This window comes from Sphingomonas sp. OV641 (genome assembly GCF_900109205.1).
GTDB lineage: Bacteria > Pseudomonadota > Alphaproteobacteria > Sphingomonadales > Sphingomonadaceae > Sphingomonas.
On record NZ_FNZB01000001.1, the window covers coordinates 395150 to 421239 of the forward strand.

The window sequence follows — 26090 nt, forward strand, 5'->3', positions numbered from 1 at the left end:
GGTCAGGCAATCATGGCCCAGGTCGCGCCGATGCCCGCCGCCGCACTCGCCACTGCGACGGCGACATAACGCCAGCCGCCGCCGATGCGGACAACTTCGATCTCGCGCAGGGGCGGAGCGGGCGGCGCCCCGCCTGGCGGTGGAAAGCGCGCTTCGATCCGGCGTACCAGCTCGGGCAAGCGATACAGCGTCTTTACGTCGGCCACGATCCGGTCGGCAATGTGAGCCTCCGGACCGAGTTCCGTGCGGATCCATTCCTCCACGAACGGGCCGGCCGTGTCCCATAGGTTGATATCGGGATCGAGCGCCGTCGCGACGCCCTCGACCATCACCATCGTTTTCTGCAGCAGCAGCAGATGTGGCTGCGTGACCATGTCGAAATCGCGGGTGATGGAAAACAGCCCGTCGAGCATCATGCCGATCGACATTTCCTTGACCGGCAACCCGCGCATCGGCTCGCCCACCGCGCGCAGCGCCGTGGCGAATTCGCCCACGTCGTGATGCGCGGGCACATATTCCGCTTCGAAATGGATTTCCGCGACACGGCGGTAGTTGCCGGTGATCAGGCCGTACAGGATCTCGGCCAGCCAGATGCGGGCGCGCCGGTCGATGCGGCCCATGATGCCGAAATCTACCGCGGCGATCCGATTGCCGGGCAGTGCGAACAGGTTGCCCTGATGAAGATCGGCGTGAAAGAAGCCCTCGGCAATCGCCTGGCGCAGGAAGGCGTGAACGAGCGTTTGCGCGAGGAGCGGCAAATCAAAGCCGGCCTCGATCAACGCGGCGCGGTTTGACAGTTTGATGCCGTCGACCCACTCCAGCGTCAGCACCTTGCCCGATGTACGTGGCCAGTCGATCTCCGGTACGTGAAAGTTCGGCTCCGCCGCCATGCCTTCTGCCAACTCGCTGGCGGAGGCCGCTTCGCGTCGCAGATCCAGTTCACGCGCGGTCCACCGTTTGAAGGTGGCGATCACCAGGCGCGGCTGAAGGCGAGCGATCTCGCCGCCCATGGGCTCGATCTGGGCCGCGGCCCATTCGTAGGTTTCGATGGCGCGATCGAAGTCTGCCTCCACGCCCGGGCGAAGCACCTTCACCGCGACAGGACGACCGTCAATCGTGACCGCGCGGTGGACCTGAGCGATCGAAGCTGCGCCGACCGGCGTTTCATCGAAGCTGGCGAACATCGCGGCGATCGGCCGACCCAGGCTTTCCTCGATCTGTGGGCGGATCACGTCGAAGGGCAGGGGCGGAAGCGCATCCTGCAAACGCAGCAGATCGGCCGCGGCCTCATCCCCGACGATATCCGGGCGAGTCGCAAGCGTCTGGCCGAACTTGATGGCGGCAGGGCCGATTGCCTCGAACGCGTCCGCATAGCGCGGCTGTTCCGGCACCCGTGCCCCGAAGCGTGCCAGTCGCAGGAGCCGCCGCAGCGCCGGCGGTGTCTTCGCATCCCGCTCCAACCCGCGCAGCGCGCCATGGCGCGCGAGTGTCCGACCCCATTTCAGAAGCCGCCACGTATGAACGACGGAGTTGGTCATTCTCCGCTGCCCCGCGAGGGGCGGCCGGCAACGATCATATCTTCCAGCCCGAGTGGATCGCGACCAGACCACCGAGCAGCGGTTCGACCTTGGTCTGCACGAAACCGGCCTCGCGGATCATGCCTTCGAACTTGGGCATATCGGGGAAGCGGCGGATCGATTCGATGAGATAGCGATAGCTGTCCGCGTCATCGGCTAGCAGCTGGCCAAGGCGCGGCACCAAGCGATGCGAATAAGCGTCGTACAGTTCCTTGAAGCCGGGCCAGGTGGTGGTGGAGAATTCAAGGCAGAAGAAACGGCCACCGCGACGCAGGACACGGTGCGCCTCGCGCAGGGCGGCCGGAATGTCCGTCACGTTGCGGATGCCGAACGCGATCGTATAGGCGTCGAAGAAGCGATCCGGGAAGGTCAGCACCTCCGCATTCGCTTCGGTCCACACCAGCCCGTCGATCCCGCGTTCCTGCGCACGCTTCATGCCGACTTCAAGCATGGCCGGATTGATGTCCGCCACCGTCACCGACGCGCCCTCACGCTGCAGGCGGAAGGCGATGTCTCCAGTGCCACCGGCCATGTCGAGGACCTGTTCCCCGGCGCGCGGCTTTACGCGGCGCACGAAGCGATCCTTCCAAAGCCGGTGCATGCCGCCCGACATGGCATCGTTCATCAGATCATAACGGGAGGCCACATTGGTGAAGACGCCGCCCACACGGGCGGTCTTCTCCGATGCCGGAATGTCCTCATAGCCAAAGGAGACGGTGTCGCTCATGTCGCGGCTCTAGCGGCGGGGCGGCGGCGGGGCTAGGCCCTGATCGCGCCGCGGCTCGCACTCCTGGAAGTCGACAAGAGAGGGCGTCGACAAGCCGGGGTGGGGCGCTAAAGGCTGCTCATGCCAGAGTTGCCCGAAGTCGAGACAACCGTTCGCGGCCTGCGCCCTGTTCTGGACGGCGCGCGCGTCACGAATGTGGAGCCGCGGCGCGGTGACCTACGCCGCCCATTCCCGGCCGACTTGCGGCAGGTGATGACCGGAGCGGTGATCACCGGTCTGGGGCGCCGCGCGAAATATGGGCTGATCCATACCGATCGTGACCGGACGTTGATCTTCCACCTTGGCATGTCGGGCCGCTGGCGAGTCGATCCTGGCGAGGTGCTGCCGCACGATCATCTGATCATCGATACGGCCGGGGGCAGGCGGGTGGCGCTGAACGATCCGCGCCGGTTCGGCTCGGTCGATCTCTGGCCCAGTGGCGAGCTGGACGCCTTTCCCGCTTTTGCCGCCTTGGGGCCGGAGCCTCTGGGCCCGGAACTGAGCGCCAAATGGTTGAAGGGCGCGCTTGCGGGGCGGCGGGCCTCGATCAAGCTGATGCTGCTCGATCAACGGATCGTCGCGGGACTGGGCAACATCTATGTCTGCGAGGCGCTGTTCCTGGCGCGAATCTCTCCCAAGCGGGCGGCGGGAAGCATCAGCCTTGCCCGGCTGGACCGCCTGGTGGAAGCGATACGCGCGGTCCTGCTTTCCGCCATTGAGGCGGGCGGCTCGACATTGCGCGATTATGCCCGGCCCGATGGGGAGCTTGGTTATTTTTCCAAGCAATTTGCGGTATATGGCAGGGAAGGGCAGCCGTGCGGCTGTGGCGGCATCGTGCGGCGTTATGCCGAAGGCGGGCGTTCCACCTTCTGGTGCCCGGCCTGCCAGCGCAGTTGACCGGAAGAAGGATTGCCGTTAAAGGGCGCGGCTTCCAGGGCGATGGGTGTTCCCGCCGCCCTTTTTTCATCGACCGACTTTAGAAGCAAGGACCGTCAATGGCGAACACGCCGCAAGCGAAGAAGCGCATCCGCCGCAACCAGCGCCGGGCCGAGATCAATGGTGCGCGCGTGAGCCGCATCCGCACCTTCGTGAAGAAGGTTGAGGCAGCGCTCGCAGCGGGTGACAAGCCGGCAGCAACGGCCGCTCTTGCGGCGGTTCAGCCGGAACTGGCGCGTGGCGTGGCGCGCGGCGTTCTTCACCGCAACACGGCGAGCCGCAAGTTCTCGCGCCTCACCAAGCGTCTGTCGGCTCTCGCCTGATCAGGCGGCTGGCCGGACAGGCCGGCTTCAGACATCGTAAAGGCCGGGCGGCCATTCGTCGCCCGGCCTTTTGTCATGTCTGTCTTTGATGACGTCGACTTTGTTTTCGGCGCCTTGTGATTGCGAGCTGAAGCGCGGGGCTGCTCCGGAATCGAAAGGTCGCCCCGCGCGCTCAGATCACAGGAAGGCGCGGCCGCCCGTCACCGGGATAGTGGCACCCGTGATGTAGCTGGCCTCGTCACTGGCGAGCATCACATATGGCGGCGCAAGCTCTGCCGGCTGGGCCGCGCGCCCGATCGGCGTATTGCTGCCGAACGATTTGACCTTCTCCGGCGGCATGGTGGAGGGGATGAGCGGCGTCCACACGGGCCCGGGCGCCACGGCATTCACCCGGATCTTGCGCTGTGCGAGCATTTTGCCCAGCCCGGCCGTGAAGTTATAGATGGCGCCCTTTGTTGTGGCATAGGCGAGCAGCTGCTCGCTCGGATCCTCGGCGTTGATCGAGGTGGTGTTGATGATCGAGCTGCCCGCCTGCATGTGCGGCAGGGAAGCCTTCACCAGATAGAACATGGCGTGGATGTTGGTGGCGAAGGTAAGCTGCCATTCCTCGTCGCTGATGTCCTCTACCTTGTCGAACGTGGCCTGGTGCGCGGCATTGTTGACGAGAATGTCGATCCTGCCGAACGCGGACGCGGTCTCCTCCACGATTTTGCGGGCATGTGCGGGATCGGAGATGTCCCCGGGCAGCAGAAGTGCACGCCGCCCGGCGTCTTCCACGAGTCGCTTGGTCTCCTCGGCATCGTCATGTTCGTTCAGATAGCTGATCGCGACGTCCGCACCTTCGCGCGCATAAGCGATCGCCACCGCGCGGCCGATGCCGCTGTCAGCTCCGGTGATGAGGGCGCGGCGGTCAAGCAAGCGACCATGGCCCGTGTAGCTGCGCTCGCCATGATCCGGGCGCGGGTTCATGGCCTCGGTCTTGCCGGGCATCGGCTGCTGCTGTTCAGGCTGGGGCGGTTCTGGACGGTAGTTCATGGTGCTCCTCGAAGGTTGCTCCCATTCACAAGTCCTCGAACCATCCGACGTTCCCAGCCAGCCGGCGCTTCGTCGATGTTCGCGTCCCGGCGCGTGATCCAGGTTAGCGCGATGCCCTGTTCTGCTCGTTGATCAGCGCAGCAGCATCCAGAACGCCATTCCCACCATGAAGAGGTTCTCGGTCAGCGAGACGAAGCCCAGAGGAACCGTGCTGGAACCGCCGACGCAGGCGCATTTCAGCGCGCGGCGATCGACATAGACCGCCTTGAATACCGAGGCCGCACCGATGCCACCGAGGAACAAGGCCAGGGGAATGGAGATCCAGTCACCAACGCGCGCCGTCATCAGCACGCCCGCGAGCGCTTCACCAAAGGGGTAGAGATATGCGTACGGCACCCAGCGTCGCGCCAGCAGATCATAGTTCAGGAACATGGTGGAGAATCGCTCCACGTCCTGCAGCTTCAGCAAGGCCAGCACGCACATGGATAGGCTGATGAACCACATGGCGGCGTGCTCGGTAAGCGGGCTGCCGAACGCCGCGGTGCTTGCCGCCAGGGCCATCAGCGCCGTCATGCCAAACACCGCCGCCACCGGGCGGTAGCTCGTCGCGCCGGGTGCGGGCATATGCTTTCCGAGGAAACGGGCGAGATCGTCGTTGCCGCCGATCCTTTCGCCATCGATGAACGTCTGGGGCGTAGTGGCGACCTGATGGCGCGCCTTGAAGGCATCCGTTTCGGCGCGCGTGCGCAACGGGCGATCATCCACACGATAGCCATGACGCTCCAGGCGCCATTTGGACTTCAGACCCGACGGGCAGAGATGGTCGGGAAGGACCATGCGATACAGAATGGCGGACTTTCCCGCGCCGCTTTTCATCAAGCTACCTCCTGGCGGCAATCGCTTGCCGAAGCCTCAGGAAGGTCGGTATACCCGCCGTACCATGGTACGGAGTCAACAATGGCAGCGATGACCATCGCCGGGCTGGCGCGTGCGGGAGACGTTGGTGTCGAGACCGTGCGTTATTATCAACGTCGCGGCTTGCTTGCCCAGCCGGACCGGCCGCTCCGCGGCGTCCGACGCTACGACTCGAATGATGTGCGGCGGCTTCAATTCATCCGCAGTGCGCAGTCAGCAGGCTTCTCGCTGGAACAGATCGCCGAGCTTCTGGCGCTCGACTCGTCGCTTGATCGTCAGCGCGTACGGGCGTTGGCCCGCGAGCGGATCGAGGAACTGGAGAATCGCATAGCGAGTTTGCAGGCGGCACATGACTGGCTGAGCGAATTGGAGCGGGACTGCGCCGCTGGCGGGGAAGGGCCGTGCCCGATCCTGAAGGCGTTCAACGAACACGCCGGGGATTGAGCGTCGACCTTCATCACGCGGCGGGGTGCAAGCAGACTGATTAAGTCAATTGCCGAGAACGCGCGATTGGCTCACCAGAGGCGCAGCCACGTCGCAATCGCCATGATCATGGGGCCGCATGAGGAAGATCAGTACGTCTGCGGTAACATACGCAGCCATCGTCCCTGCTGCGTTCGCCATGCTGATCCCGTCATCTTCCCTGGCGCGGACACGGCAAGACAGGCAATTGTGGATCAACTTTTCCGCGCAAGGAAACCTGGGAAAAAAGACGCTTTGGGGCGCGGAGGTGCAGCCGCGTATCGGACAGAACATGTCGGCGCCCACCGTCCTGCTCGGGCGGCTTGCCATCGGCTTTGTCGTCAATAGGCGGCTCACCCTTCATCAAGGGATCGTCTATCAGGAATTGTTCGATGATCGGCCGCGAAACGAGAAGCGTACCTACCAACAGGCTGACCTGGATATCGCCTCGGGTGAATGGGGCGCGCTAAAGGGGCGGCTGCGCCTGGAGCAGCGCTGGTTTTCAACGGGTTCGGACATGGGCCTGAGGTTTCGCGAACAGATCCGGTTCGAAAAGCCTCTCGGCAGCGCTGGAAGATCCCCGGTGGGCGTGTTGAGCGCAGAAGCCTTCGTCAATGTTCTGAACGCCGATTATGGCGCGCGCCGTGGCTTCGAATCGACGCGCCTGTTTGCGGGCGTGCGCCTTCCACTTGCCGGCCAGGCGGTTGAAACCGGATATCAAGCGCAGATCAGTGCGCCGCCGGGCGGGGCCGATCGCATCGACCACATCCTCATGGTGACTTTCCGGCTCAGGCCATAAAACGCTGGGGAGCCGACACGCGGCTCTCCAAGTGCCCGTTCAATCAGTTGATCGGCGCCCTACCGGCCGAGCGCCTTGTCAGCGAAGGCGACGTCCAATTTGCTCATCGCTGCATAGCCAGCGTCTGACGGGTGGACGCCATCGGCGATCTCGACCTTGCCAGCGCGCTCCTCGGCATCAAAGTCGAGCACTGCGATGCCGTTTGCCTGCAGCGTTCCGTTGCGCAGCAATGCGTTGAACGCCTGACGCTCGCGCTCCTGTTCCGGGGGCAACCCATTGCGTCGCATCACAGTGCCAACGGCGACCTTCCAGCCGCCATCGTGCAGGCGGCCGGCATATTCCTGCAGCGTCTTGAACAAAGGTGCCGCCTTGCTGCCAAGCGCAAAGTCGTTCGATCCGCCATGGATGATTGCCACGTTGTTTCGTCCGGAACGGAAGTAACGCTCGACGGACGAAACCTGCCCGGCAAGAGATCCGAGCGTGATCCCATTGACGCCATCATTGGCAACAATCACGTCGTTGCCGACATGGCTCTGGTACAGGCCAGGGCGTGACTTGGTTGTCGGATCAGTGGAGGCAACACCTTCGGTGATGCTGTCACCGACGAAAACAACAAGATCTCTCTGCGGCTGGGCGCTGGAATATGCCCGAAAGGCGAGAAGGGTGACAATGATCAAAAGCAGCGCGCCCGCGAGATAGAACCAGCGGCCATCCGACTTTTTCGAGCGGGTACGGCGGCGGGATGTTACGTTCATGATGCCAATGCTCTCCGGTGCGCAAGAACCGTTACCTATTGCGAAGTTTGCTGGCGATCTAGCATCAAACGCACCCGGAACAGACTATCGAGAACGATGTGCGCACCAGCGGGGACCATCGACTATGGGTTGCGGGCGCGCGAGCTTCGTGTGCAAGGATGCGTGAGGCTTTAGGTGGGTGAAGGCATCGATCGGCGCCTGCTCACCCGTTCTCCTGATTGTCCTTCGGCTACCGACGTGACAGGGCATGCGCAGTTTTGTGGAGAGCGGCGGCCATCGCTTGAAGGTTGGCGCTCAAGTGACCCGCTGACGAACAGTTCAGTGATCAGAGCCGCGGCTAGCGTTTCAGGTTGGACGTGAGTTTGTCTGTTCACGCCAGCGCGTCGCTCACCGCTCCGCCTTACCTGAATGCGCCGGCGTTCCAACTGCGCTCCGGCAGGCCGGGCGACAGCGACTGTCATCAGCGATCGGAAATCCGCCGCTGGTGACCCCTACGGGACTCGAACCCGTGTTTTCGCCGTGAGAGGGCGACGTCCTAGACCGCTAGACGAAGGGGCCGTGCGAGCGGGAGCGGCGCCTCTACGGGGAACGCGGCGGGCCGTCAACCCGCCGCGTCGCCTTTTCTTTCAGGCGGCCGCGCGGCGGCGTTCGGCCATCTCTGCGTTCAGCATTTCTGCGAGCAGAAACGCCAGCTCAAGGCTCTGGCTGGCATTGAGGCGCGGGTCACAATGGGTGTGATAGCGATCCGCCAGGCTCTGCTCCGTCACGTCAACGGCGCCGCCGGTGCATTCAGTGACATTCTGGCCGGTCATCTCGGCATGGATGCCACCGGCGTGCGTACCCTCGGCACGGTGGATGGCGAAGAAGCCCCGAACTTCCGCGAGGATCCGGTCGAACGGGCGCGTCTTGTACCCGTTCGCGGCCTTCACGACGTTGCCGTGCATCGGATCGCAGCTCCAGATCACCGGGTGACCTTCGCGCGTGACGGCGCGCAGGAGACGCGGGAAGGCGGCCTCGATCTTGTCGTAGCCATAACGCGTGATGAGCGTCATGCGGCCAGGAATGCGGCCCGGGTTCAGCGTGTCCAGCAGGCGAAGGAGAACGTCCGGCTCCAGGCTGGGCCCGCACTTCAAGCCGATCGGATTGCCGATGCCGCGCAGGAACTCGACATGGGCCGATCCCTCAAACCGGGTCCGATCCCCGATCCACAGGAAGTGCGCCGACGTGTCGTACCAATCACCCGTCAGTGAATCCTGGCGGGTCATGGCCTCCTCATAGGGGAGAAGCAGCGCCTCGTGGCTGGTGTAGAAGCTCGTCTGGGCAAGCTGCGGCACCGTTTCGGGATCGATCCCGCATGCCGCCATGAATTCCAGCGCCTCGCCGATGCGATCGGCTGTCTCGGCATATTTCTTGGCCCAGGGCGAACGGCCCATGAAATCGTGCGTCCAGCGGTGTACCTGGGCGAGATTGGCGTAGCCGCCCTGTGCGAAGGCGCGCAGCAGGTTCAGCGTGGCGGCTGATTGCGCATAGCCCTGCACCATGCGCTGCGGATCGGGCACGCGGGACTGCGCCGTGAAGGCGATGTCGTTCACGTTGTCACCGCGGTAGCTGGGCAGCTCCACACCCTCGATCGTTTCGGTCGGGGCGGAGCGGGGCTTGGCGAACTGACCCGCCATACGGCCGAGCTTCACCACCGGCAGCTTGGAGGCGAAGGTGAGCACCACCGCCATCTGCAGGATCACGCGGAACGTGTCGCGGATGTTGTTTGGATGGAATTCGGCAAAGCTTTCCGCGCAATCGCCGCCCTGAAGCAGGAACGCTTCACCCGCGGCAACCCGCGCCAGTTCCGCCGTCAGGTTCCGTGCTTCGCCAGCAAAGACGAGCGGCGGGTGCGAGCGGAGCGTATCGGTCGCCGCTTTCAGCGCGGCGGCGTCGGGATAGTCGGGGAGCTGGCGCGCTTCATGCGCGGTCCAGCTGTCGGGGGCCCAATTGGCGGCCATGGCAAAGTTCCTTTCGGCGCGCGGACATGCGGGAAATTGCCCCGCTGCGCAAACAAGCTGTGCTTTATAGCACTCCGGGATAGGCGCCGCCATCGATCAGCAGGCTTTGCCCGGTGATGAAGCCGGCCTGGGCCGAGCAGAGAAAGGCGCAGGCGGCGCCAAATTCCGCCGGATCGCCGAAGCGCCTGGCGGGGATCCGCTCGCGTCCACGAGCTTCCGCCGTTTCCACGTCAACCGACTGCGCCTTTGCGGCGAACGCCATGACGCCGCCCAGCCGGCGAGTCGCGAAGAGGCCGGGCAACAGGAAGTTTATCGTGACATTGGCGCTGGCGACCTCGCGTGCGACGCCCGCCAGAAAGCCATGAAGGCCGATGCGTCCGCCGCTGGACAGATCCAGCCCGGCAGCCGGCGATTTCACCGACCCTGACGTGATGCAGACGATGCGGCCGAAGCGCCGCTCGACCATGCCGTCGACCACCTGCTGAACGAGCCTGATGGGGGTGACCATGTTGGCGTCCAGGCCGGCATGAATCGCTTCACCGTCAAGCTCGCGGAACCCGCGCGGAGGCGGGCCGCCATTGTTGTTGACGAGGATGTCTGGCGCACCGGCGGTCTGTACCAGTGCCTGCTGCACGCCCGGATCGCCGATGTTGCCAGCCACGATTTCGACGATGGCGCCCGTTTGCGCGCGGATCGATGCGGCGGTGTCCTCCAGCGGCCCCGCCTCGCGGCCGTTCAGGACGACGCGGCAGCCAGCCCGGGCAAGTTCTTCCGCACACGCCCGGCCTAGACCATGGCTGGAGGCGCAGATGATGGCGGTCTTGCCGGCGAGGCCGAGATCCATGGCGATTCTCCTGAAGTTCCGATGAGCATTGCGGCGGTAGCGGGCTACGCTTGGTGCGAAGCATAGCGAAGCTGCATCTGGCGGCCACCTGGTTCGTGAAGCGGAGCGTGCTTGCTGTCGGGCGGATGCGGACCTAAATCCGGATCATGGCCAATGTTCACCACCATCACGAGCCGCAGGGTGCGGATCTGGCGCAGGCTGCGCAGGCAACGCTGGAACGCGCCGGCGAGCAGTGGACGGCGATGCGCGCGAGCGTATTCGGCGCCTTGGCGGGGTTTGAAAAGCCGGCCAGCGCTTATGACATTGCGGAAGCCGTGTCGAAGTCAGAGGGGCGGCGTGTCGCGGCGAACAGCGTCTATCGCATCCTCGATCTTTTCGTGGGAGCGAACCTTGCTCGCAAGGTGGAGAGCGCCAATGCCTATGTGGCCAATGCCCACCCCGACTGCCTACACGACTGCATTTTCCTGGTGTGCGATCAGTGCGGGCAGACGACGCATCTCGATGATGATCGGCTGACCGGGGGCGTGCGCGATGCTGCTTCCGCCGCGGGATTCCAGCCGGTCCGCCCCGTCATCGAAGTACGTGGACGCTGCGCATCCTGCAGTTCCGATTGAGCATTTTCTTGGCAAACGCCGAAACGGTAGCATTCGACACGATCGATGCGCTGGAGTAAGCCCAGCAGAATGACCGATCTGCCCTCGACGCCGCTGCTCGATACCATCTCGACGCCGGCTGACTTGAGAAAGCTGGCTCCCGAACAGCTTCGCCAACTCGCCGACGAGTTGCGCACGGAAACCATTAGTGCGGTCGGCACGACCGGCGGCCATCTTGGCTCCGGACTGGGCGTGGTCGAGCTGACGACCGCGATCCATTATGTCTTTGATACGCCGCGCGACCGGCTCGTCTGGGACGTCGGGCATCAATGCTATCCGCACAAGATCCTGACGGGTCGGCGGGATCGCATTCGCACGCTGCGCCAGGGCGGGGGACTGAGCGGTTTCACCAAGCGCAGCGAGAGCGAATATGATCCGTTCGGCGCTGCCCATAGCTCAACGTCGATCTCCGCCGCGCTGGGCTTTGCCATGGCGAACAAGCTTGCCGATCAGCCGGGCAAGGCGATTGCGGTGATCGGCGACGGCGCCATGTCTGCGGGTATGGCCTATGAAGCGATGAACAATGCGCAGGCGGCGGGCAACCGGCTGGTGGTGATCCTGAACGACAATGACATGTCGATCGCACCCCCGGTGGGCGGGCTGTCCGCCTATCTGTCGCGCATCGTTTCGAGTCGCGAGTTTCTGTCCGTTCGTGAGCTGATGAAGCGGGTGGCACGTCGATTGCCGCGGCCGATCCACAATGCCGCGCGCAAGACGGATGAATTCGCCCGCGGCATGACCATGGGCGGCACGCTCTTCGAGGAGCTCGGCTTCTACTATGTGGGGCCAATCGACGGGCACAATCTTGAGCACCTCATTCCCGTTCTCGAGAATGTGCGCGATGCGGAAGAGGGACCGATCCTCGTCCACGTCGTGACGAAGAAGGGCAAGGGCTACGCGCCCGCCGAGGCCGCGTCGGACAAATATCATGGCGTGCAGAAGTTCGATGTGATCACTGGCGCCCAGGCGAAGGCTCCTCCCGGCCCGCCGGCGTACCAGAACGTCTTTGGTGACGCGCTGGCCGACGAGGCGGATCGCGATCCGCGCGTTTGCGCCATCACCGCCGCCATGCCCTCCGGCACAGGGATCGATCGGTTCGCCAAGCGCCATCCTGGTCGGGCATTCGATGTGGGCATCGCCGAACAGCATGCCGTCACTTTCGCGGCCGGATTGGCCGCACAAGGAATGCGCCCGTTCTGCGCGATCTACTCCACCTTCCTGCAGCGCGCCTATGACCAGGTGGTGCACGATGTCGCGATCCAGAACCTGCCGGTCCGGTTCGCCATCGATCGTGCGGGCCTGGTGGGCGCTGATGGCGCGACGCATGCGGGCTCGTTCGACATCACCTATCTCGCCAGCCTGCCCAATTTCGTAGTGATGGCTGCGGCGGACGAGGCCGAGCTGGTGCACATGACGCATACCTGCGTCGAGCATGATACCGGACCGATCGCCGTGCGCTATCCGCGCGGCAACGGTGTGGGGGTGCCGCTGCCGTCGGAGCCGGAGAAGCTGGAGATCGGGAAGGGCCGCATCGTTCGCGAAGGCAAGTCGGTGGCGATCCTGTCGCTCGGAACGCGGTTGGCGGAGGCGCTGAAGGCCGCCGACCAGCTTGATGCCAAGGGACTGTCGACCACTGTGGCCGATCTGCGATTTGCGAAGCCGCTCGACGAAGCGCTCATCCGCAAGCTGCTGGCCAGCCATGAGGTGGCGGTGACGATCGAAGAGGGCGCGATCGGCGGGCTCGGCGCTCATGTGCTGACGCTGGCGTCCGATGAAGGCCTGATCGACGGCGGTTTGAAGCTGCGCACGCTGCGCCTACCCGACGTGTTTCAGGACCAGGATGCGCCGCAGGCACAATATGCCCAGGCGGGCCTCGATGCTGACGGCATCGTCAGAACCGTGCTGAAGGCGCTGCGCTGGAACGAGGCCGAGGCGCTCGGCGCTCGCGCGTGAGCGGCTGGACCAAGGTTTTCCTGGCGACCGGACTGATGGTGGTGGCGCTCGCCTGCTTCAATCTGGCCCTGTGGAGAAGGCTGAAGGAGACGCGCCAACTGCGTGAGGCGAACGCCGATCAGGAGGACGCGCGCCCGCAGCCCTGAGTGGTGCTGCCGTGCCATCTCCGCGCACGCGCGGGGTTGCGCGCCGGCGGCCCGCACATCGGAGCGGGCCAACACGGGGCCGCGGCGGTCAGGCGTGTGTTGCGGCGTTCGATCTGTCGCCAGGGTGCGCCAGAATGGTACGCGCGTCTGTTGGTGTCCGTGCCTCGCCGTGCGGGCCTCCCGAGGCGGCAATTACACGATCCAGAAGCTCCTGGCCCTCTGGCCACCATCCGAGTCCACTGGCGGCATTCAGATGCCCCTGAGCGCCAGCATCAACGAAGTGGCTTCCCCAATCCGCCGCAAGGCTGCGGGCGCGCGCCAGTTCGATCCAGGGATCGTCGGCGCTCGCCACCAGAATGGACGGAAACGGCAGCGGGGCACGCGGTGCCGGCGCGAAGGTCGACAGTTCAGACGGGATATCGGGTCGGTCGACATCGGCAGGGGCGACCAGCAACGCTCCGGCAACCGGCCAGCCATAGGGCTGGGGGCTGAGCGACGCCCACCAGGATATTGCCTGGCACCCCAGGCTATGCCCGACCAGGATAACCGGCGCCTGCGCCTGGGAAATCGCCTGATCCAATTTGGTCACCCAGGCATTGCGATGCGGCGTATCCCACATGCCGAGTTCCACGCGGCGCGTATCGAGGCGGGATTGCTCCCACAGGGTCTGCCAGTGCGTCGGCCCGGAATTGCCGAAGCCGGGAACGGTCAGGATGCTCGGGTTCAACCCGAGGGTGGACGAATAATGGCCCATGAGCGGTGCTCCTCTTCGTCGGCGAGGCCGCGTTATCGGTGCTCTAGGGGGACGCCCGATATCGCGACCTCGACGCCTTTCTATACCCTACTAAATACATGGGCAATCACTTCGATCCCGCTGGAAGACGGAACGCCTGCCGCTTGCGACGAAGCGCGACGACAACGATAAGCGGGCCATGCCCAAGTGCCGTGCAGACCAGTTGCTCGTTGATCGTGGACTCGCGGAGTCGCGCACCCGCGCGCAGGCGCTGATCATGGCGGGCCTTGTGTTCACCGGCCATCGCAAGGTCGAAAAGCCGGGGCAGACGCTTTCCGAAGGCGCGACGCTCGACGTGCGCGGGCGCGACCATCCCTGGGTGTCGCGGGGCGGCATCAAGCTTGCCCATGGACTCAATCATTTCGGATGGGATGTTACTGGGGCGACGGCGATCGACGTCGGTTCCTCGACCGGCGGCTTCACCGATGTGCTGCTGACGCGCGGTGCGGCACGCGTCTATGCCATTGATAGTGGGACCAATCAGCTCGCATGGAAGCTGCGGCAGGATCCACGGGTGGTGGTTCACGAACAGACCAGCGCACGCGTCCTCACGCCGGATCACGTGCCCGAGCCGGTGGATCTGATCGTTTGTGACGCAAGCTTCATCGGCATCGCCAAGGTGCTCGACGTGCCGCTTGGCTTCGCCAAGCCGGACGCGCGGGCACTGACGCTCGTGAAGCCACAGTTCGAGGCCGGGCGAGAGGAAGTGGGGAAGGGCGGCGTGGTCCGCGACGAAGCGGTGCGCCAGCGGGTGTGCGACGAAGTGGCCGCCTGGTTTGTCAGCAAGGGATGGCAAGTTCAGGGGATCGTTGAAAGCCCCATCACGGGCCCCGAGGGGAACGTGGAGTTCTTGCTGGCGGCTGTCCGCATTTGAGCCAATCGCCTGTCACTCGGGCAATTTCATACATTTACCCGTTCCCTGCACCGGGATTATGGCGCCGCGACGGTCAGGGAGGGTTTGTGGGGGGCATTGCATCTAGAGAGCAGCTGCGGATGTCTTTCGCGCGCTGGGCGCTGTTCTGCGTGCCGCTCATCCTGCTGCTTGGATTTCTCTCCGGCCGCAGTGTTCCCGCTGGCGACGATAGCCTTTGGTATCAAAGCCTTGCCAAGCCAGCTCTGACGCCGCCGGGGTGGATGTTCCCCCTGGTCTGGGCGACGCTCTACGTCATGCTGGGACTGGCGCTCGCCATCATCCTGAATGCGCGGGGAGCGCGTGGTCGCCGGCTCGCCATCGGCCTGTTTGCGGTGCAGTTCGGCCTGAACCTGGCCTGGACTCCGCTGTTCTTCGGCGCACATCGGATCAATTCGGCCACCATCGTGCTGATCCTGATGCTGTCGCTGGCGATCGCCACAACCGTCGCCTTTGGCCGCATCCGGCCGCGCGCTGCCTGGCTGATGGTGCCCTATCTGGTCTGGATCAGCTTCGCAGGCGTGCTGACGTGGCGGATCGGGCAGCTGAACATGGATGCGCAAGCCCTTGTGCCGGGCGCCCGAACCTCCCAAGTCATCGGATGATTCTCTACCCGAAAGGCTTGGCCCCATGCAGTCCGAAAACCGGCTGTTCGACGATTTGGTGAAATTCGTGAACGGGGCCGCTGGCACGGTCGCCGGCGTTGGCCGCGAGGCGCAGGCCGGCGCGCGGGATCGTGCGCGCGAGTGGATCGGCGGTCTGGATTTCGTCAGCCGCGAGGAGTTCGAGGTCGTCAAGGCGATGGCGGTGGCGGCCCGCGACGAGGCAGATGCGCTGCGCGCGCGACTGGACGCCCTGGAGGCACGACAGCAGGGCGCTGCGCCCGCAGCCGACTGATCCGCGCGCTTTGCGTCATCACCCATTCCCGTGCGATAAGGCGTTAATGCTCGACGAAGCCGATAACGAACAAGAACCCGAAGCCCCGCTCGACATGCTCGAGAGCTATTTCTCGGCGCATGGCTGGTCTTATGACCGGCACGAAGACGAGATCAGCGCCCGCATGAAAGGCAGCTGGACCGACTATGAGCTGCGCGCGCTCTGGCGGGACGAGGATGGCGTTCTGCAGTTCCTCGCCTTTCCGGACGTGAAGGTCGCGGAGCATTCCCGTGCAGCCATTTACGAGACGATCGGTCTGGTGAACGAGCAGCTCTGGCTGGGTCATTTCGAACTCTGGTCGTCCAGCGGCATCCTGCTGTACCGGCACGCGACGCTGGTCGATCAATCGGAGGATGACGCCACCTTGTCGCTGGAAGCGGCGCAGGTGCTGGTCGAGACGGCGATCGACGAGTGCGAGCGTTTCTATCCCGTGTTCCAGTTCGTCCTGTGGGGCGGAAAATCGCCGCGCGATGCGATCGCTGCGGCGCTGATCGAGACGCAGGGCGAGGCCTGACGCCATGACATTGCCGAAGTCGCTGTGGCTGGTGGGAGCCGGCAACATGGGCGGCGCGATGCTGCGCGGTTGGATCGCCGCCGGCCTTTCGCCCGATGCGGTGACAGTCATTGATCCAGGATCGCCGGCCGTTCCCCCGGGCGTGCGCGTTCTGGCCGCGCCAGAGGGACCGGCGCCGGAGGTGGTCGTGCTCGCCGTGAAGCCGCAGTTGCTGGATGCGGTGGCGCCATCGCTGAAACAGGTTCACCCTGCGTTGCTGCTGTCGATCCTGGCTGGCGTGGAAGAGGCCGCACTTGCACAGCGTATACCGGCGGACAGCATCGTTCGCGCGATGCCGAACCTGCCGGTGGCGATCGGAAAAGGCGTGACGGCACTCCACGCGGCCGCCTCCACCGAGGAGGCGCGGGCCACGGCCGAAGCGCTGGTCGCGCCGCTTGGCCAAGTCGAGTGGATCGGCGACGAGGCAATGTTTGACGCGGTGACGGCGCTGTCCGGCTGTGGCCCGGGCTTCGTGTTTCGCTTCATCGACGCATTGGCAGCGGCTGGCACCGCGCTGGGCCTGCCGGCCGATCAGGCGGCGCGGCTCGCGCTGGCGACGGTAGAGGGCTCGGCGGCAATGGCGGCCGGGGCAGGGGAGAGCCCGGCTGTTCTGGCCGATCGGGTCGCCAGCCCGGGCGGATCGACGCGCGAAGGGCTGAACGTGCTGGATCGCGACGGGGCGTTGCAGTCGCTGTTGAAGGCGACGCTTGCGGCCAGCCGTGAGCGCAATGCGGAGCTCGCCGCGGCTGCCCGGGGCTGAGTCGTGCCAGTGCCTCGGAAAGCCGGGGCGAGGCTCGCCACGGTTTGCGAGCGCTGACAGCAAACCTCAGGCGTTCAGGTTGCGGAACAGGGGTGCCCGGCACAGGCCGGGATGACGCAGCTTGCGGGCAGTCGAGAGTGCGAGTGCCCGAATTGCGCCGTTAGACGGCAAGCTGACGGAATCCAACCCTAGCTGCGCAGGGCCTCGACCCGCAGGCGTTCCTCTTCGGGCACCAGGCCTTCCAGCACCGCCCAGAAACCGCTCACCGCGCCCTGGCCGGCTTCCGAATAGGCCGCCGCAAATCGCTCGCGCAACGCGTTGTAGAGATCAGCCTCAAATGCCTCGCCCTCCTTGGTGAGGCGCAACAGCCGCTGGCGCCGATCGCGCTCGCCCGGACGCGCTTCCACATAGCCACGATCGGTAAGCTCCCCCAGCACGCGCCCAAGCGATTGCTTGGTGATGCCGAGCAGCGCCAGCAGATCGGACACCGCCATGTCGGGCTTTCGCGCAATGAAATACAGCGCACGATGATGGGCGCGGCCCAGCCCCTTGCGCGCCAGACCCCGGTCGATCGATCGGGTGACTCGGGTGCTTCCGAAATAGAGCAGCTCAATGCCGCGGCGGATTTCGGGCTCCCGCAGGAAGAGCGGGGATGCAGAGGAGGGTGTGGCAGCCATGTTGACCGGCATTGCCATCCGCCCTACCCGACCGCAACCCTCTCAACGGTGCGCCTGTCGCACCCTCCAGGAGCTCCATCTTGTCGACCCCCGCGCCCTTCGTCTTCGAGCCCAACACCGCCTCGGTTCCGGCAACCGAGCGAGCAGGCCGCATTGCGGATCCGCTGTTCGGGCGCATCTTCACCGATCACATGGCGATCGTACGCTGGTCGGAGGAAAAGGGCTGGCATGATGCCAAGATCACCGCGCGCACGACGCTGACGGTCGATCCGGCAACGGCGGTGCTGCATTACGCGCAGGAAATCTTCGAAGGCCTGAAGGCCTATCGCCACGATGACGGCAGCGTTGCCCTGTTCCGCCCCCATGCCAATGCCGCGCGCTTCCGGGATTCGGCGCGGCGCATGGCGATGCCGGAGCTGCCCGACGACCTGTTCATCGGTTCGATCGAAGCATTGGTGAAGGCCGATGCCGACTGGTTTCCCTCGGTCGAGGGCGGCTCGCTGTATCTGCGCCCGTTCATGATCGCGAGCGAGGTGTTCCTGGGCGTGAAGCCCGCGGGCGAATATCTCTACATGGTGCTGGCCTCTTCGGCGGGTTCCTACTGGAAGGGCGGGGTTCGGCCCGTCTCGCTGTGGGTAAGCCACGATTATTCGCGCGCGGCGGCGGGCGGCACAGGCGCCGCGAAGTGCGGCGGCAATTACGCCACCAGCCTGGTGGCGCAGCAGGAAGCGATCCGCCGCGGCTGTGACCAGGTGGTGTTTCTCGACGCGGCCGAGCGCCGCTGGATCGAGGAACTGGGCGGCATGAACATCTTCTTCGTGTTCGACGACGGATCGATCCAGACGCCGCCGCTTACCGGCACGATCCTTCCGGGGATCACGCGCGATTCGATACTGACCCTGGCGCGCGATGCGGGGCTTACCGTGCGCGAGGAGCTGTATTCGATCGATCAATGGCGCGCGGATGCGCAGAGCGGCCGGCTGACGGAGAGCTTCGCCTGTGGCACCGCCGCCGTGGTGACGCCGATCGGGCAGGTGTCCGGCCCCGACTATAGCTTCACCATCGGCACTGGCGGCACGGGTCAGACGACCAAGCGCTTCCTTGACACGCTGACCGCAGTGCAGCGCGGCCAGGCACCCGATCCGCACAATTGGCTTCACCCGATCGTTTGAGGTGATTGCACTTCGCGCCGGCTCGTTATAGGGCCGCGCGCTCTGCTGGGGCGTCGCCAAGCGGTAAGGCACCGGTTTTTGGTACCGGCATTCGCAGGTTCGAATCCTGCCGCCCCAGCCACGTCTCCCTTGTTGCGATCTTTACACCCCAGGCGCTCCCGGGGTGTGTTGTTCTTCTTCAAGCCATTGCGCCGCGGAGGTGCCGCGTCTCACATAAAGGCTGGTGCCGCCGCCCGCGCATCTGTTATCGATCTGTCATAAAGAAAAGACGCGCAGGCAGCAGGGACGGATCGGGACACATTCGGGGGCGCCATGAATCTCCGTCACATCGAAGTCTTTCACGCCGTCTATTCGGTCGGGTCGATCAGCGGTGCCTCGCGCCTGCTGAACGTCTCCCAACCGTCGGTCAGCAAGATTGTGAAGCATGCCGAGTCGCGACTTGGATTTCCGCTCTTCACGCTGGTCCGCGGGCGGCTGACCCCGACCGAGGAAGCGCATATTCTGTTTCGCGAGGTCGACGATCTGCATAGCCGGATCGACACGTTCCAGCGTGCGGCGCGGAACCTGCGGTCGACGTCCGAAGGCAACATACGGGTCGGCGTGCTGCCATCGCTCGCGCTGGCGACCGCGCCGCATGCCATCGCCGCCTTCCGCCGCAAGCTGCCGCTGGTCACATTCGAGGTGTCGGCGATTCACCATGATGAGTTCCGCGAAGCGCTGATGTCGCGGGACTGCGATTTCGTGATCGGGCATCAGGCATCGAACGATCCCGAGATCGCCTCTGCGCGGCTGGGCACAGGACGTGTGGGCGCGTTGTTCGGATCGGGGCTTCCCTGCGGCGACCTGCCGGCGATCCCGCTGGAGGTGCTGCGGCAACATGAGATCATCGGCCTCGCGCCCAGCGTGGCGATCGCGGATCTCGTCTCGCCCATCCTTTCCCGCGCGACCGGCGGGGCGCCGGGCATCCAGGTCAAGTCGGTCTATATCGCCGCGGCGCTTGCCCGGAGCGGGGCCGGGGTTGCGATCGTCGACGAGTTCACGGCCGAAGCGTTTATCGGCGCGGACCTGTCATTCCGCCCGGTTGTGCCGGCCGCGACGTTCGAACTGTCGGTTCAGCACCTGGCCTCGCATCCGCTGTCGCGGCTTGCGCGGAGCTTCCTCGACCTCATGCGCGGGATGATCCAGAACCGGCCGGAAGCGGTTGCCCCGCACGTCAGTTGCCTTAACGCTATGGCCAGCTGCCAACACTGAATGCTTGTTTCCGGGCGCCGGTTCATGTGAATTTTGCCCGTCTGCTGAAAGCGGGGGAGCATATGAAAGAGCGCGCTTATTTCACCGGCATCGTTGGTGCCGCGATGCTTCTCGCCGGGCCGGCACAGGCCGGCCCGCTGGCGGCGGAGGCGCGCAATCAGGTGCTGGCCGGCGTGGATGCCAAGAAGGTCGAGACGGTCGGCCGGGCCGTCTGGGGCTTTGCAGAAACCGGATATCAGGAGCAGAAGAGCGCCGCGCTTCTGGCGAAGGAGCTGAAGGACGCCGGCTTTCAGGTGACGATGGGCGTAGTGGGCGAGCCAACCGCGTTTGTCGCCAGCTATCGCAGCGCCCCGGGGCCGGTGATCGCGATCACCGCGGAATATGATGCGCTGCCGGGGCTGGCACAGCAGGCGGTGCCGACCAAGGCGCCGATCGCGGGGCAGGCGCATGGCCATGGCTGCGGCCACAATCTGCTCGGCGCCGCCTCGGTCGCTGCGGCGATCGCGGTGAAGAAGTGGATGGTCGCGGCGAAAGTGCCCGGCGAGCTGCGTGTCTATGGCACTCCGGCGGAGGAGGGCGGCTCCGGCAAGGTGTATATGGTGCGCGACGGCCTGTTCAAGGACGTGGACGCCGCGGTGCACTGGCACCCGTCGGGGGCGAACTCGGCCGCCCAGTCGATCAGCATGGCCAATACTAACGGCAAGTTCCGCTTTCATGGGCGATCCTCGCACGCATCCGGCAATCCCGAGGCGGGCCGCTCGGCGCTGGACGCGGTGGAGATCATGAACGTCGCGACCAATTACCTGCGCGAACATGTGCCGGATCGCACCCGCATCCATTATGTGATCACGAGCGGCGGCGGGGCTCCCAATGTGGTGCCGGATTATGCCGAGGTGTTCTATTACGTCCGTTCGCCGGACCCGCAGGTGGTGCGCTCGGTAATGGCGCGGGTGAAGAAGGCGGGCGAGGGCGCGGCGATCGCGACGGACACGCGGATGGAGTTCGAGCAGGTGGGGGGTGTTTACTCCATGCTGCCGAACGACACGCTGGGGCAGATGATGGACAAGAACCTGCGCTCGCTGGGCGGCATCGAGTGGACGGCGGAGGAAAAGGCGTTCGCGGCCAAGATGCGCGAAAGCGTGCCGGACGCGCGCGGCACGATCGAGTCGGTCGCGCAGGTCCAGCCCTATGCCGTGCGCACCGATCCCGATGCCGCCGGGGGCTCGACCGACGTGTCCGACATCTCATGGGTGGTCCCGACCGTCGGCCTTGGCACTGCCACCTTCGTTCCCGGCATGCCCGGCCACAGCTGGCAGAATACCGCGGCGGCAGGGAGCAGCATCGGCACCAAGGGCGCCGTGCTTGCCTCCCGCACGCTGGCGCTGACGCTGGCCGAAATGATCACCAGCCCCGATGTCATCGCGACCGCCAAGGCGGAGATGGAGAAGCGTCGCGGGCCGAACTTTACCTATGTCGCCATGGTCGGCGACCGCGCACCCGCGCTGGATTACCGGAACAACAGTCGCGTGGACTGACGTTTCCACCTCGACAACGCGTAAGCAACAGGAGTTATCGCCATGAATCTCGCGCAATTTGCGCGCCGTCGCTACACGCCCGGCGCAACCGCGATCGAAGCCATGCCGCATCTGACCAAGGCGCTCGGCGGCGCGGAGCTGTTCATCAAGCGCGACGACCAGCTCGGCCTGACCGGCGGTGGCAACAAGACCCGCAAGCTGGAGTTTCTGGTCGCGGACGCGCTGGCGCAGGGCGCCGACACGCTGATCACGGTCGGCGCGGTGCAGAGCAATCACTGCCGTCTGACACTGGCGGCGGCGGTGCGCGAAGGGCTGAAATGCCGCCTGGTGCTGGAGCAGCGGGTGCCCGACAGCTACGATCCGCAGGCATCGGGCAACAATTTCCTCTTCGACCTTCTGGGCGTGGAGGCCGTAACCGTGGTGAAGCTGGGCGACGACCTGCAGGCGGCGATGGAGCAGGTGGCGGCAGACCTCGCGGCCGAGGGACGCAAGGGATACATCATCCCGGGCGGCGGCTCCAATGCGCTTGGCGCGCTTGGCTATGTCGCGTGCGCCGAGGAGATCCTGGCACAATCGTTCGCCAGCGGAGTGGCCTTTGACCGCATCGTGGTGGCGAGCGGGAGTGCGGGCACCCATTCCGGAATCGTCGCTGGTCTGGTCGGCAACAGTGCGGCCATTCCGGTTACCGGGATCAACGTGCGTCGCCCGCGCGCGGAGCAGGAGGGCAATGTCCACAAGCTGGCCGTTGCGGTAGCCGAGCTTGCCGGTGTGGTTCCCGAGATCACGCCGGATGTGATCGAGTGCCGCGACGAATGGGTCGGGCCGGGCTATTCGCTGCCCACGCCAGAAATGGTGGAGGCTGTCCGCATGTTCGCCTCGCTCGAAGGGGTGCTGCTGGATCCCGTCTATACCGGCAAGGCAGCGGCGGGCCTGATCGGACTGGTCCGGTCCGGCGAGATCGCGAAGGGTGAGCGCGTGCTCTTCGTTCACACCGGTGGATCGCCGGCGCTCTATGCCTATCAACCGGTGCTGACCGGCGCCGTGGCTGCCTGATCATGGACGTGCCGCTGACCATTGGCGTGCTCGGCGGCATGGGGCCGGCGGCCACCATCGATTTCATGACCAAGGTCCTGCGCCACTCCCAGGCGGGAGCGGCGCGGGAGCAGGACAATGTACGCCTGATCGTCGACAGCAATCCGGCCCTGCCGGACCGCAATGCCGCGATAGCAGGCACCGGACCTTCACCGGGGCCGGGCCTTGCCTCCATGGCGCGCGGGCTGGAGGCCGCTGGTGCGCAATTGCTCGTCATGCCGTGCAACGCTGCCCATGCCTTCGCCGACGCGGTTCTCGAAGCAACGTCGCTGCCGTTCCTGCATCTGGTGGACGAAACCGTGTCGGTGGTCGCCAACGACTATCGTTCCGCGCGGCGGATCGGCGTGCTGGCGGTGAACGGGGCAGCGCAGGCACGGCTGTACGAACGGGCGCTTCAAGCGAAAGAGCTTCTGCCGGTCGTTCCCGACCAGCCGGCGCGCGCCGCCTTCATGGAGGCGATCTGGCAGATCAAGGCAGGGGATCTGGCGGCAGGTCGCGCCGGCGTGATCGGCACGGCGAACCGGCTGATCGAAGCAGGCGCAGAGGTCATCATTGCCGGGTGCACCGAAGTACCGCTGGTGATCGGTGCCGACGACCTAGCCGTACCGCTGATCGACTCAACCGACGTGCTCGCTCGGCGGGCAGTCGCGTTTGCACGACGCGTAATTTAATTTCGGTGATTAGCCATTGTGCATGGCTATACAAACACTCGGTTGGCTTGGAGCGCAACAAAGCGTTCGTGCTCTAAAATCGTGTCGGTAGCATGACGTTCCGGGAGAGGACGGTTTTTCAAACCGACCGGCGGGACGAAAGAAAAGCGCGAAAACGCGCGGGGCAGGTGCCTGCAAGGTCATGACCAGGGGTACCTGAGCTATGCGCACGTTCGTACGTTCCTCGCTTCTGTTGTCCGTCTCCTTGCTAGCGATCGCGCCAGCCCATGCCCAAACGGCTTCGGGGCCGGAGGCAGCGGGCGCGTCGGCCATGTCGCAGGCCCCAGGTACCGACATTCAGCCGGCGCCAGCCGGCGCAAGCGAGGACAATGGCGAGATCGTCGTAACTGCCCTGCGGCGTGAGTCGACCGTCCAGTCCACGCCGCTGGCGATCACGGCTTTGGGCGATGCGGCACTGGCAAATCTGGGCGCCACGACGATTGCCGATGTCGTCCGGCAAGTGCCTGGCCTGCAACTGACCGAGAGCGACTCCGGACGTACGCGCGTTTCGATCCGTGGTATCCAAGGTGCGGGCGAGAGCACGGTCGGCCTGTATTATGGCGACACGCCGCTGACCGGCCCGTCCGGCGTGAGTTCGGATCCTGCGGGCGCGACGCCGAACCTGAACCTGTTCGACGTTCAGAGGGTGGAGGTGCTGCGTGGGCCGCAAGGGACGCTGTACGGATCGGGTTCGATGGGCGGCACCATCCGCGTGCTGTTCAACCAGCCCGACGCGACCCGGTACGAAGGCCAGGTCGAAGGGCAACTTGCCAATACCCGCTACGGCAGCTTCAGCTATTTCGCCAAAGGCGCCGTCAACGCGCCGTTGATCGAAGACAAGCTGGCGGCGCGCCTGGTGCTCTACAAGGAGCGGCAAGGCGGCTTCGTCGACATGACGTTGCTGGATCGACAGGACACCAACAAGGCGGATCTGGAGGGCGGCCGGTTTCTGCTCGCCTGGAACCCGGCCGATACGGTGAAGCTGTCCGGGATGGCGCTTTACCAGACGCAGGATATCGCGGGCACGTCGCAATGGTCCTCCGTGCTGGGTCCGTATCTGTCGGACGTGCGCGTGCATCAGCCCTGGAAGGACAAGCTGCAGCTTTACACGGGCACGGCGGAAGTGGATTTCGGCTTTGCCACGCTGGTGGCGATCACGTCCAAATATCGCTGGGACGTGGAAAGCACCAACGACAATGTGCGATCCTATGCCAATGTGATCGCGAGGGCCACATGGTGCCCGCTCTACACGAGCGTCGCGCTTGGCACGCCCACCACCACCTGTACGGCGGCGCAGCAGGCCACCTATCGCGCCTATGCCAATTCCAAGCAGCCGATCGGCGCGTTCCAGCCGCGCTATGTCTCCAACTGGACCAATGAGGCGCGGCTGAGCTCCAACGGCAAGGGGCCGATCACCTGGACGGTCGGTATCTTCCTGGAAGACCGCACCGATCGGGTCGACACGATCGTTTTCCCCGGCGTGCCGGAGACGGGCGAACCGCGCAGCCCGGTCGAGAATCTGGGCGGTCGGTATGTCACCGGATCGGTGAAGCAGACCGCCTTCTTCGGTGAGGCCGGGTTCAGGGTTCTGGATCCGCTAACGATCACCGTTGGCCTGCGGCATTATGATTATACCAAGACCGTTGGCGGCGAATATCAGGGCTACAACTTCTTCAACGGACAGGAGCCGCGCGCCTATCAGGAGACCAGCGCGGACGCGACCGGATGGGTCGGCAAGTTCAATGTCGATTTCCAGCTGTCCGACAACGTCCTCCTGTACGGAACGGCGGCGGAAGGCTTTCGCCCGGGCGGGGCGAACAACATTCCCAACCTGCCCGATGCTTATCTGGTCTACGGCCCGGACTCGCTGTGGAACTATGAAATCGGCGCGAAGACCAGTTTCTGGGATCGGCGCGGCACCTTCAACGTTGCCCTGTATCGCACCGACTGGAAGGATGTTCAGACATCGGTGTCCACGCTTCAGACCGGCGGCGGCAATTTCAGCTTCATCTACAATCTCGCCGGTGTGACGGTGGAAGGCGTGGAGGTGGAGGGATCGCTGCGCCTACCCGAAAACGTCCGACTCAATGCATCGTACAATTACAACAATGCCCGGCTGGATGGCGATCAGGTGGATCAGACCGGCTTCATCGTGGCGCCGGGCCTGGATGGCGACAAGCTGGCCTATATTCCGAAGATGACGGCCTCGGCAGGCGCGGAATGGACCCCGCCGATCAATGACGAAGTCGACGCGCTCTTCCGCCTGGACTGGACCTATACCGGCAAGATGAGCACGGAGCTGCGGCCGACCAACGCATTCTACCGCGAGGTCGGCAACTTCAGCATCTTCAACGCGCGCGCCGGGATCAACACGGAATCGGATCTCAGCGTTTCGGTGTTCATCAACAATCTGTTCGACAAGCGCGGCCTGAACCGGGTCAGCGCCGCGACCGGCGTGCCGGATTTCTATGTCTCGACGCGGCCGCGGACGGTGGGCATCAATGTACGTAAAGGTTTTCGGTGAGGGGCTCGCAGAC

General features: G+C 64.9%; 27 protein-coding genes and 2 tRNA genes. 19 read left to right on the forward strand and 10 right to left on the reverse strand.

The window, feature by feature from the left end:
- Positions 1-2: 2 nt before the first annotated feature.
- Together ubiB and BMX36_RS01790 are read right to left on the reverse strand one after the other, a co-directional pair.
- Entirely contained in the window at positions 3-1538 is a 1536-nt protein-coding gene (ubiB, locus tag BMX36_RS01785) for a 2-polyprenylphenol 6-hydroxylase (RefSeq protein WP_066776048.1), read from the reverse strand.
- Positions 1539-1572: 34 nt separating this feature from the next.
- Positions 1573-2304: a class I SAM-dependent methyltransferase gene (locus BMX36_RS01790; RefSeq protein ID WP_093063477.1), complete on the reverse strand. Its 732-nt coding sequence runs from the start codon at positions 2302-2304 to the stop codon at positions 1573-1575.
- 120 nt (positions 2305-2424) lie between these two features.
- Between BMX36_RS01790 and mutM the strand changes: the two genes are divergently transcribed.
- Positions 2425-3240, forward strand: a complete 816-nt coding sequence (gene mutM / locus BMX36_RS01795) for a bifunctional DNA-formamidopyrimidine glycosylase/DNA-(apurinic or apyrimidinic site) lyase (protein WP_093063478.1) — start codon at positions 2425-2427, stop codon at positions 3238-3240.
- A 98-nt stretch (positions 3241-3338) separates the two neighbouring features.
- A complete protein-coding gene (gene rpsT / locus BMX36_RS01800) occupies positions 3339-3602 on the forward strand; it encodes a 30S ribosomal protein S20 (RefSeq protein ID WP_066776057.1) in 264 nt (87 codons plus the stop codon).
- A gap of 177 nt (positions 3603-3779) precedes the next feature.
- Here the strand turns inward: rpsT and BMX36_RS01805 are convergent, their stop codons facing one another.
- Together BMX36_RS01805 and BMX36_RS01810 are read right to left on the reverse strand one after the other, a co-directional pair.
- Positions 3780-4637 carry an SDR family oxidoreductase gene (locus BMX36_RS01805; protein ID WP_093063479.1) on the reverse strand — a complete coding sequence of 286 codons (858 nt, stop codon included), beginning with the start codon at positions 4635-4637 and terminating at the stop codon, positions 3780-3782.
- 132 nt (positions 4638-4769) lie between these two features.
- Complete coding sequence (locus BMX36_RS01810) at positions 4770-5513, reverse strand: MauE/DoxX family redox-associated membrane protein (RefSeq protein ID WP_093063480.1); 744 nt, start codon at positions 5511-5513, stop codon at positions 4770-4772.
- An 81-nt stretch (positions 5514-5594) separates the two neighbouring features.
- Here BMX36_RS01810 and BMX36_RS01815 point away from each other — a divergent pair, with 81 nt between their 5' ends.
- Complete coding sequence (locus tag BMX36_RS01815) at positions 5595-5996, forward strand: MerR family DNA-binding protein (RefSeq protein WP_066776065.1); 402 nt, start codon at positions 5595-5597, stop codon at positions 5994-5996.
- Positions 5997-6174: 178 nt separating this feature from the next.
- Positions 6175-6813, forward strand: coding sequence for a DUF2490 domain-containing protein (locus tag BMX36_RS01820; protein ID WP_177178991.1), 639 nt, complete (start codon positions 6175-6177; stop codon positions 6811-6813).
- Between the two features lie 59 nt (positions 6814-6872).
- Here the strand turns inward: BMX36_RS01820 and BMX36_RS01825 are convergent, their stop codons facing one another.
- The 4 genes from BMX36_RS01825 to BMX36_RS01840 all read right to left on the reverse strand — a co-directional run bounded on the left by BMX36_RS01825 (position 6873) and on the right by BMX36_RS01840 (position 10412).
- Positions 6873-7568, reverse strand: coding sequence for an SGNH/GDSL hydrolase family protein (locus tag BMX36_RS01825; protein WP_093063481.1), 696 nt, complete (start codon positions 7566-7568; stop codon positions 6873-6875).
- 482 nt (positions 7569-8050) lie between these two features.
- Positions 8051-8126 (reverse strand) — tRNA-Glu (locus BMX36_RS01830).
- A gap of 68 nt (positions 8127-8194) precedes the next feature.
- Positions 8195-9568 (reverse strand): class II 3-deoxy-7-phosphoheptulonate synthase, encoded by a 1374-nt coding sequence (locus BMX36_RS01835; protein ID WP_066781261.1) that lies wholly within the window; start codon positions 9566-9568, stop codon positions 8195-8197.
- 64 nt (positions 9569-9632) lie between these two features.
- Positions 9633-10412 carry an SDR family oxidoreductase gene (locus tag BMX36_RS01840; protein WP_093063482.1) on the reverse strand — a complete coding sequence of 260 codons (780 nt, stop codon included), beginning with the start codon at positions 10410-10412 and terminating at the stop codon, positions 9633-9635.
- Between the two features lie 146 nt (positions 10413-10558).
- On the opposite strand from BMX36_RS01840, the gene BMX36_RS01845 reads away from it, so the two are divergent.
- From BMX36_RS01845 to BMX36_RS21570, 3 genes are all read left to right on the forward strand, one after another.
- Entirely contained in the window at positions 10559-11026 is a 468-nt protein-coding gene (locus tag BMX36_RS01845) for a Fur family transcriptional regulator (protein ID WP_066781257.1), read from the forward strand.
- Positions 11027-11095: 69 nt separating this feature from the next.
- Positions 11096-13018, forward strand: coding sequence for a 1-deoxy-D-xylulose-5-phosphate synthase (dxs, locus tag BMX36_RS01850; protein ID WP_093063483.1), 1923 nt, complete (start codon positions 11096-11098; stop codon positions 13016-13018).
- The gene (locus BMX36_RS21570; RefSeq protein WP_177178992.1) at positions 13015-13164 is read left to right on the forward strand and encodes a hypothetical protein; all 150 of its coding nucleotides are present in this window, start codon (positions 13015-13017) and stop codon (positions 13162-13164) included. Before dxs ends, BMX36_RS21570 begins: the two co-directional genes overlap by 4 nt.
- Positions 13165-13252: 88 nt before the next feature.
- Here the strand turns inward: BMX36_RS21570 and BMX36_RS01855 are convergent, their stop codons facing one another.
- Positions 13253-13918, reverse strand: coding sequence for an RBBP9/YdeN family alpha/beta hydrolase (locus tag BMX36_RS01855; RefSeq protein WP_093063484.1), 666 nt, complete (start codon positions 13916-13918; stop codon positions 13253-13255).
- 178 nt (positions 13919-14096) lie between these two features.
- On the opposite strand from BMX36_RS01855, the gene BMX36_RS01860 reads away from it, so the two are divergent.
- The 5 genes from BMX36_RS01860 (at position 14097) to proC (ending at position 17116) form a co-directional block, all read left to right on the forward strand.
- Positions 14097-14831: a TlyA family RNA methyltransferase gene (locus BMX36_RS01860; protein WP_093063485.1), complete on the forward strand. Its 735-nt coding sequence runs from the start codon at positions 14097-14099 to the stop codon at positions 14829-14831.
- 119 nt (positions 14832-14950) lie between these two features.
- Positions 14951-15472: a TspO/MBR family protein gene (locus BMX36_RS01865; RefSeq protein ID WP_093063486.1), complete on the forward strand. Its 522-nt coding sequence runs from the start codon at positions 14951-14953 to the stop codon at positions 15470-15472.
- 25 nt (positions 15473-15497) lie between these two features.
- On the forward strand, positions 15498-15764 hold the full coding sequence (locus BMX36_RS01870; RefSeq protein ID WP_066778891.1) for an accessory factor UbiK family protein: 267 nt from the start codon (positions 15498-15500) through the stop codon (positions 15762-15764).
- 46 nt (positions 15765-15810) lie between these two features.
- A complete protein-coding gene (locus tag BMX36_RS01875; protein WP_066778892.1) occupies positions 15811-16317 on the forward strand; it encodes a type III secretion system chaperone family protein in 507 nt (168 codons plus the stop codon).
- A 4-nt stretch (positions 16318-16321) separates the two neighbouring features.
- Complete coding sequence (gene proC / locus BMX36_RS01880; protein ID WP_093063487.1) at positions 16322-17116, forward strand: pyrroline-5-carboxylate reductase; 795 nt, start codon at positions 16322-16324, stop codon at positions 17114-17116.
- A 188-nt stretch (positions 17117-17304) separates the two neighbouring features.
- Here proC and BMX36_RS01885 read toward each other — a convergent pair whose 3' ends face one another.
- Complete coding sequence (locus tag BMX36_RS01885) at positions 17305-17811, reverse strand: MarR family transcriptional regulator (protein ID WP_066778896.1); 507 nt, start codon at positions 17809-17811, stop codon at positions 17305-17307.
- A 62-nt stretch (positions 17812-17873) separates the two neighbouring features.
- On the opposite strand from BMX36_RS01885, the gene BMX36_RS01890 reads away from it, so the two are divergent.
- The 7 genes from BMX36_RS01890 (at position 17874) to BMX36_RS01920 (ending at position 26077) form a co-directional block, all read left to right on the forward strand.
- Positions 17874-18965 (forward strand): branched-chain amino acid aminotransferase, encoded by a 1092-nt coding sequence (locus tag BMX36_RS01890; RefSeq protein WP_177178993.1) that lies wholly within the window; start codon positions 17874-17876, stop codon positions 18963-18965.
- 46 nt (positions 18966-19011) lie between these two features.
- A tRNA-Gln gene (locus BMX36_RS01895) sits at positions 19012-19086 on the forward strand.
- A gap of 191 nt (positions 19087-19277) precedes the next feature.
- Positions 19278-20216: a LysR family transcriptional regulator gene (locus BMX36_RS01900; RefSeq protein ID WP_093063488.1), complete on the forward strand. Its 939-nt coding sequence runs from the start codon at positions 19278-19280 to the stop codon at positions 20214-20216.
- 62 nt (positions 20217-20278) lie between these two features.
- Positions 20279-21751, forward strand: a complete 1473-nt coding sequence (locus BMX36_RS01905) for an amidohydrolase (RefSeq protein ID WP_093063489.1) — start codon at positions 20279-20281, stop codon at positions 21749-21751.
- A gap of 42 nt (positions 21752-21793) precedes the next feature.
- A complete protein-coding gene (locus BMX36_RS01910) occupies positions 21794-22804 on the forward strand; it encodes a D-cysteate sulfo-lyase (RefSeq protein WP_093063490.1) in 1011 nt (336 codons plus the stop codon).
- A gap of 2 nt (positions 22805-22806) precedes the next feature.
- Positions 22807-23514 carry a cysteate racemase gene (locus BMX36_RS01915; protein ID WP_218142120.1) on the forward strand — a complete coding sequence of 236 codons (708 nt, stop codon included), beginning with the start codon at positions 22807-22809 and terminating at the stop codon, positions 23512-23514.
- A gap of 310 nt (positions 23515-23824) precedes the next feature.
- Positions 23825-26077, forward strand: a complete 2253-nt coding sequence (locus tag BMX36_RS01920; RefSeq protein WP_177178994.1) for a TonB-dependent receptor — start codon at positions 23825-23827, stop codon at positions 26075-26077.
- Positions 26078-26090: the final 13 nt, after the last annotated feature.

Coding starts and splice junctions, on each gene's coding strand:
- BMX36_RS01855 (WP_093063484.1), bottom strand. CDS start 13,918: ATGGGCCATTATTCGTCCACCCTCGGGTTGAACCCGAGCATCCTGACC.
- BMX36_RS01910 (WP_093063490.1), top strand. CDS start 21,794: ATGAATCTCGCGCAATTTGCGCGCCGTCGCTACACGCCCGGCGCAACC.
- rpsT (WP_066776057.1), top strand. CDS start 3,339: ATGGCGAACACGCCGCAAGCGAAGAAGCGCATCCGCCGCAACCAGCGC.
- BMX36_RS01790 (WP_093063477.1), bottom strand. CDS start 2,304: ATGAGCGACACCGTCTCCTTTGGCTATGAGGACATTCCGGCATCGGAG.
- BMX36_RS01865 (WP_093063486.1), top strand. CDS start 14,951: ATGTCTTTCGCGCGCTGGGCGCTGTTCTGCGTGCCGCTCATCCTGCTG.
- BMX36_RS01905 (WP_093063489.1), top strand. CDS start 20,279: ATGAAAGAGCGCGCTTATTTCACCGGCATCGTTGGTGCCGCGATGCTT.
- BMX36_RS01805 (WP_093063479.1), bottom strand. CDS start 4,637: ATGAACTACCGTCCAGAACCGCCCCAGCCTGAACAGCAGCAGCCGATG.
- BMX36_RS01845 (WP_066781257.1), top strand. CDS start 10,559: ATGGCCAATGTTCACCACCATCACGAGCCGCAGGGTGCGGATCTGGCG.
- BMX36_RS01915 (WP_218142120.1), top strand. CDS start 22,807: ATGGACGTGCCGCTGACCATTGGCGTGCTCGGCGGCATGGGGCCGGCG.
- BMX36_RS01815 (WP_066776065.1), top strand. CDS start 5,595: ATGGCAGCGATGACCATCGCCGGGCTGGCGCGTGCGGGAGACGTTGGT.
- BMX36_RS01860 (WP_093063485.1), top strand. CDS start 14,097: ATGCCCAAGTGCCGTGCAGACCAGTTGCTCGTTGATCGTGGACTCGCG.
- BMX36_RS01810 (WP_093063480.1), bottom strand. CDS start 5,513: ATGAAAAGCGGCGCGGGAAAGTCCGCCATTCTGTATCGCATGGTCCTT.
- ubiB (WP_066776048.1), bottom strand. CDS start 1,538: ATGACCAACTCCGTCGTTCATACGTGGCGGCTTCTGAAATGGGGTCGG.
- BMX36_RS01885 (WP_066778896.1), bottom strand. CDS start 17,811: ATGGCAATGCCGGTCAACATGGCTGCCACACCCTCCTCTGCATCCCCG.
- BMX36_RS01875 (WP_066778892.1), top strand. CDS start 15,811: ATGCTCGACGAAGCCGATAACGAACAAGAACCCGAAGCCCCGCTCGAC.
- BMX36_RS01835 (WP_066781261.1), bottom strand. CDS start 9,568: ATGGCCGCCAATTGGGCCCCCGACAGCTGGACCGCGCATGAAGCGCGC.
- BMX36_RS01900 (WP_093063488.1), top strand. CDS start 19,278: ATGAATCTCCGTCACATCGAAGTCTTTCACGCCGTCTATTCGGTCGGG.
- BMX36_RS01840 (WP_093063482.1), bottom strand. CDS start 10,412: ATGGATCTCGGCCTCGCCGGCAAGACCGCCATCATCTGCGCCTCCAGC.
- BMX36_RS01920 (WP_177178994.1), top strand. CDS start 23,825: ATGTCGCAGGCCCCAGGTACCGACATTCAGCCGGCGCCAGCCGGCGCA.
- proC (WP_093063487.1), top strand. CDS start 16,322: ATGACATTGCCGAAGTCGCTGTGGCTGGTGGGAGCCGGCAACATGGGC.
- mutM (WP_093063478.1), top strand. CDS start 2,425: ATGCCAGAGTTGCCCGAAGTCGAGACAACCGTTCGCGGCCTGCGCCCT.
- dxs (WP_093063483.1), top strand. CDS start 11,096: ATGACCGATCTGCCCTCGACGCCGCTGCTCGATACCATCTCGACGCCG.
- BMX36_RS01870 (WP_066778891.1), top strand. CDS start 15,498: ATGCAGTCCGAAAACCGGCTGTTCGACGATTTGGTGAAATTCGTGAAC.
- BMX36_RS01825 (WP_093063481.1), bottom strand. CDS start 7,568: ATGAACGTAACATCCCGCCGCCGTACCCGCTCGAAAAAGTCGGATGGC.
- BMX36_RS01820 (WP_177178991.1), top strand. CDS start 6,175: ATGCTGATCCCGTCATCTTCCCTGGCGCGGACACGGCAAGACAGGCAA.